Origin of the sequence: Dolichospermum lemmermannii CS-548, from assembly GCF_028330815.1 — a bacterium.
GTDB lineage: Bacteria > Cyanobacteriota > Cyanobacteriia > Cyanobacteriales > Nostocaceae > Dolichospermum > Dolichospermum lemmermannii.
On sequence record NZ_JAQMTJ010000307.1, the window covers coordinates 1 to 5,839 of the forward strand.

Sequence of the window (5,839 nt, forward strand, 5' to 3'; positions counted from 1 at the left end):
ATCATAGAAATGATATGTTCAGGAGATGGAGACATCCCAATATTTTTAAAACTAGCATCGGGAAACCAAGCTGACTCATCATGTTTTGGTAAAATAGCAGTAGAATATCACAAACAATTAGAAGTTAATAGTCTCATAGTAGCTGACTGCGCCTTATATACAGAATCAAACCTGAAAATGATGTCAGATTTACAGTGGTTATGTCGAGTACCATTAAGCATAAAAACAGCAAAATCATTAATATCAACAATACCAGAATCAGAATTGATTGATAGTGCAATACCAGGATATAAATTAGCATCAAAAACCGAAAATTATGCCGGAATAGAACAGAGATGGCTAGTATGACATTTTTGGTGATTTACTGTTTCTCAAATGCCTTTTTTCACTTTATCTGTTTGTTTTGATGCTCCCTTTGATTTTCATCTCCGTAATTTCCCTCTGTAACATTTTGGGGTGCGGAATGTGGGATCTAGGTTTCCACTTAGCAGAAATTGTTATGTTCTCACCAGTTTTAGGGTTACGTCCTTCTCTTTCATCAAGAAATCGGACTGAAAAAGTCCCAAACTTTAATAAGTTGACAGAAAATTTCTGAGTTAGACTTATTTGAATGTATTTGACAAAAGCACTGAGAACAGATTCAACTGTATTTTTTTGCAGTCCAGTTGATGTTTGAATATATTCAATTAATTGAGCGTTCATCGGCGTATTCTTAGGGTAAATTGTTAAGCTTTACCAGATTATAACTTATTATTTAGTTGTGGCACTAAGGTCAAAAATTAAGCATTTATCAATTTCTTCTTGACTCATATCTTTGTTGAATAATGCGGCTCGTTTTGTCTTACCTTGTGCGTTCGTAGAAATTGAGTAAATCTTCATTCTCTTTGATTGTCCTGGCAAAAAATAAGGCTGATATTTATCAGAAATATTGCCTAAATTAATCCAATCCAGAGTTTTTTGATTATAAGCCTGTAGCTTAAAATAAGTTTTGCCATTGTACTCATCAATAATCCCCCTGACTTGAATTTCTTGCCCTGTCCATTTTTTCTGAAGTTGGGGAATACCAATTTTATCTACCCCATAAACTACTAATGTTTGGGTTTCTTTTTCTGGGATGTTTTTAAGTTCAGTCACAATCTCATCTCCAAATATCATAAAAGCTAAACCGGCATCTCCAGTTTCCGCTTGATGTGCTATTCTCCAATAAGCCGCAGCCCAAGAACGTGGATCATAAGTTTTTCCGTCTGGACTGGTTTTTGCAAATATATTTTCTTTACTATTTTTAGTTGCCTGTGCAACCTGCCTAATCATTATTGTACTGCCATCGTTTTGCACTTTCCATTTGATAGCTCTACCAATAGCTTCTCTGTAAGCTGCACGATGAGCAAGAGCATAATCCAATTGTTCCTGAGAAGGTTCAATATCACTGAAAAGAACTTTTTCGTAAGCTCTCAAATCACCATCAAAAAATTTAGGTTCTCCCCAATAGCCATTAACTAATTTTACCAGTCTAGAAATTGTATCTTGTGAATCTTGATTAACTGCACAAGGTCTTTTTGCGTAGCAATCATCATCTTTAAAATCCTTTAACCAGGGGGCTTCAGCTTCTATTTCGTCTAAGAATCTCTTAACCGCATCCAATCCATTTTTATTATTGGGATATGCAGACTTTAAACTATCAACAGCAATTTGTACTTGTTGAGATAGAAAATCAATAACGGTCATTTCCTCGTTTTCTTTTTGTTCACCACCGGCAGGAATTAATAAAACTTTATCCTCCGCATTGGCAGCTTTTGCTCTAGCCAATAAACTGGCCACAATCCCAGTCATGTCATTCATGGAGTTAAGGGCTATTTGTTGAAGATTCCCCTGTAATGCCATTTTGGGAAATTTCTTCGTGGCTGTACAAAATCACCAGAAATCATAAAGGAAGAAAGTAAATTTGTTCCTTTATGACTTGGCTATCCTACTAAATTCTTCCCCATTTGTGACTAAAGCAACTAATAGGAGATTCTCCGATCACTTCCAAGAACCTTTTTATGTTATTGTTAGTGCTGCTAACTCCAGACCCAGTTCCTCTTACGGGAATAAAAAGTCTGTAAAGATCGCCACTGTGCTTTTGAATTGTTACTTTCAGTCCTAAGAATTGTGAAAGTTGAGAACGTAAAAACTCCGTACTTTTGGGGTCAAATCCTTGAGTGTTAAAGTAAATTCCCTTCTCATGCCAATTTCCATCATCCATGTACCATCTCAAAATTAAATCTTTTGTCAAAACTAAATTTTGCGGGACAATCTTTTTTCCTTCTGGATACCATTTAGCTCTTAACTCTGTAAAAAGCTTGTTAGATGGAGTTCTAAATGAGACACGGTGATATGATTTCTGTGTTCTTTTATCATAATCATAAATGTCATATACCCTTAACTTGCAAGCAGCAAATGACTCTGTACTTTGTACAAGCCATTGACCGTACTCTTCATGTTTGGTAGCAAAGTTAAAAGTAGCGTCTCGATTACAGTCTTTTCCTGTTATAAAAATACTTCCATCACCAAGTAAATGACCTTGAATTAAGTCCATTTCTGTTTTGATGGATTCTATTAACAGTAAGTCACTTTGAGGATATTTCCGACGCTGATGACCAAACTTTTTTACAAATTCGCGGTATCCGCAGTTTTCCCGATTGATTTCACTGTAGTTTTGACTGTATTGAGTATAGTCAAGTAAACTCAGTTGCTCATATTGTGCTATTTGTGCCATAATAATCTTGCTCCCATGTTGGGCAAACAACTAACGGAGTAGCCGTCTTGATTGAGTGTTACCGCACTCTTTCAAGGCGCATTTATTATTCATATTGTACACTATTTTATTCAAATTATGTAACTTTAATAAATTAATCTTACAATTTAGTTAACTTATATGGATTAAATGACGTTGGATCTTTTTCTATAGTTGGAACTTCCCCAACACAAAAAAAGAAACTACAGTATTTTTAATAGCATCAAAAAATGCTCTTGGTAATGAAATGCCTTTTAATATAAATGTTGATAGTAAACTTTCGGCTATTTTACCAAGCACATTGACAACATCTAAATTAGTTGGTGTTGGTACTGGTGTGATTGCACCATAATTACTCACAACACTTCTAAACTGTGATTTTAGATTATCTTGAGCATAGTTAGCTTGGTCTTTGAATTCAACCAACTTTTTACCCTGTGTAAATAGCCTTCTTATACCTACCATAGTAGGACGAATGGCTTTACTTTTTAGGAATTTGATTATATCTAGTTTGCCTTTATTTTCTTGTCTGGCCTCTGCCTTGGCTGCTTTAGATTCATCCTTACCAAATATCGTTTCTTTAATTTGCTGAAGTATATTATTCAATTCTTCTTTGAGTTTGTTAAATAATCCTAGAAATACATTTACTAAATTGTCGTTGTCTTGTGGAAAGTCAGTTATGGCTTCAGAAAAGTTCTGTTCAGTTTTTTCTCTAACTGCAATAAAATGATTCCTGACTTCTTGGGGTACAGGATCTTCTTGTTCATCAAATTGGGACATTAAATTGTCATAAGCAGCTAATACTTGTGCCTTCAAATCATCAACTTTATCTTGAAACCAATTTTTATTAGTCTCTTCGATGCTTTTGATTCTTAGAAAAATATCATCACTGTTATTTGTATAATTACTTTTGACAATATTTCCCCAATTCATAAATAAATTATTTACTTCTACTGCTGCTGTGTAATCGTCCGGTTTAGTAGCTTGACCAGCAAGTAAATCTAATTTATTCTCTCCTGATGCTTGGGGATTATCGTGAACTTTTGAATTAACTACTTTATTCACACCATAACAAGATTGCAAAATCTCAGTTGCAGCGAAACCAACCTCTTGATCTAATTCCTGTTCGGAGAAAAAATTTAAAATTCCTTTTATATCAGGAAGATTGTCTTTTGAATAAACAATAGGGTTTAATCCATCAAACCAATCCTCTTTTTGTTGCAAAGCCTGAACGACATCATCGGGAACTTTCAACCCACCTTTATTAATCCAAATGCCGTCTGATATTTGATTTAATAATTCTTCTGGTGTCATAGTTTTATAGAATAACTATTTATGTATTATAACATAATGCTGAAAATTATTAACACTATAACAGTGGAATTTACCGATAATTAAATAATGTTAGTTAACAATGCCTTCACCAAAGTCCTGAAACCCTATTGATATCGTCACGATTTTATTGGCTTTCAGTTAGATCATTATTAAGATTATTTCCTAATAAGCGGAAGTATTATCAACAGAGTGAGAGAGCTATGCGCCTTATTCTATGGGTATCTTAACTATTTTTGTCATCCTGTCAGGTATTGTTACATAAGACTATAATATGCGATTGGCATAGCTTTTATCTCTTTCACTACTTTCGGATCACTACCTAAATTTGCATAACAGACGATAAACCTGTTGATAGAACTCTAGGAATCACTCAGAGCAGTAATGCCAATACGCTCTTCTGATTCAGAAATGTAGTTATAACAGGTGTCACTGTGAACAAAAAGTTATTACAATTCATTCATCAAAGTCCTAGTCAGCTAGAATTTGGTTCTGTAAAATATCGGCTCATGAAGCCTGAATCTGGGTGCGGTTTGACTGATGAAGAGGCTGATTGGGCGATCGCACAATATATATGTTTTTTGATGTTGTTTTGGCTCTATCCTAATACCAATTATTTCGTTCCTAGTCAACTTATAGATCAAGTCTGGCATTGTCACCTGCTAGACACTCAAAAATACATGAAAGATTGTCAATTATTATTTGGCTCTTATATACATCATTTTCCCTCCTATGTCATCACTAAACTTCAAGCTGCTTTATTTCCGCACCCATACCTTCTTCTTGATCTAATTCTGGTAGATTTTTACCCAAAATTAGAACTGAAACCATCATTAATAAACTCGTCACCATAATCACACTGATCACATTCGGATCATCAAAATTACTCGTACCTATTAACAATGCTGCGGCAAAATTACGTTGTGCAGTTCCTACTCCTAAAACTCTTTGAGTATCAATACCAGGACCACCCAATAAATAACCTACAGTAAAAGAGAAGATAATAAAAATAGCACAAATAAATATCACTCCAGTTTTCAATAAAACAAGAATTTCATTAAAGTGTACTATCAATCTCACTCCTAAACCTAAAAGCAATCCAAAATTAGATATTTTGAAAGTAATTGTTTGGAGATTTAAAGCGATATCCTGATATGTTGCCTTAATTAATAACCCAATTCCTAATGGTGTTAGCATCATTAATATTAAAGGTTTAGCAATATCCCAAGAATTGACTTCTACACCTTGCAAAACTAATGGTAATACAATTGGCATATAAAAAACAGTGCCGAACATTAACATCATCATTAACCCTGTAGAAAAAGCTAAATTACCCTTAACTATTTGGGCAAGTTTAGGTAAGGCTGGAGGACCTGATGCTAATGCCATAATTATCAAACCATCTTTCACAGGTTCATTAACAGGTATTACTTGCAGCAACAAATATACAAAAAGTGGCACTAAAACAAAATTTGCAAATAGCGATAAAACAACCAAACGGATATTACGAAGAGGTTGCCAAATCTGTTGTACAGTTAACTTTAAACCTGTACCAAACATAGTAGCAACAACAAAAGCCAGAAATGCAATTTTGTCAAGGATGGGGATAATTTCGTTCATAAATTTCTTATTTCGCGCCAACAGGCAAAGAAGAAGAGAATATTCAATATGATTCTGTTAAGCCTCAAAATCTTTGTTAAAACGAACCACAGAGGCACAGAGGACACACCAGAG

Annotated in this window: 5 protein-coding genes and 1 pseudogene; 1 reads left to right on the plus strand and 5 read right to left on the minus strand. The window is 34.4% G+C overall.

Annotation, left to right across the window (positions count from 1 at the left end; translation table 11 throughout):
- A pseudogene (locus tag PN450_RS21685) lies at positions 1-345 on the plus strand (IS1634 family transposase); the annotation flags it as partial.
- 45 nt (positions 346-390) lie between these two features.
- Here the strand turns inward: PN450_RS21685 and PN450_RS21695 are convergent.
- From PN450_RS21695 to PN450_RS21715, 5 genes are all read right to left on the minus strand, one after another.
- The gene (locus tag PN450_RS21695) at positions 391-723 is read right to left on the minus strand and encodes an HU family DNA-binding protein (protein WP_417033765.1); all 333 of its coding nucleotides are present in this window, start codon (positions 721-723) and stop codon (positions 391-393) included.
- A gap of 27 nt (positions 724-750) precedes the next feature.
- The gene (locus tag PN450_RS21700) at positions 751-1,881 is read right to left on the minus strand and encodes a hypothetical protein (protein WP_271837527.1); all 1,131 of its coding nucleotides are present in this window, start codon (positions 1,879-1,881) and stop codon (positions 751-753) included.
- An 88-nt stretch (positions 1,882-1,969) separates the two neighbouring features.
- Positions 1,970-2,755 carry an endonuclease gene (locus tag PN450_RS21705; protein ID WP_148762055.1) on the minus strand — a complete coding sequence of 262 codons (786 nt, stop codon included), beginning with the start codon at positions 2,753-2,755 and terminating at the stop codon, positions 1,970-1,972.
- A 186-nt stretch (positions 2,756-2,941) separates the two neighbouring features.
- A complete protein-coding gene (locus tag PN450_RS21710; protein ID WP_148762057.1) occupies positions 2,942-4,087 on the minus strand; it encodes a hypothetical protein in 1,146 nt (381 codons plus the stop codon).
- A 759-nt stretch (positions 4,088-4,846) separates the two neighbouring features.
- Entirely contained in the window at positions 4,847-5,725 is an 879-nt protein-coding gene (locus PN450_RS21715) for a bile acid:sodium symporter family protein (protein WP_271837528.1), read from the minus strand.
- Between the last annotated feature and the right edge of the window lie 114 nt (positions 5,726-5,839).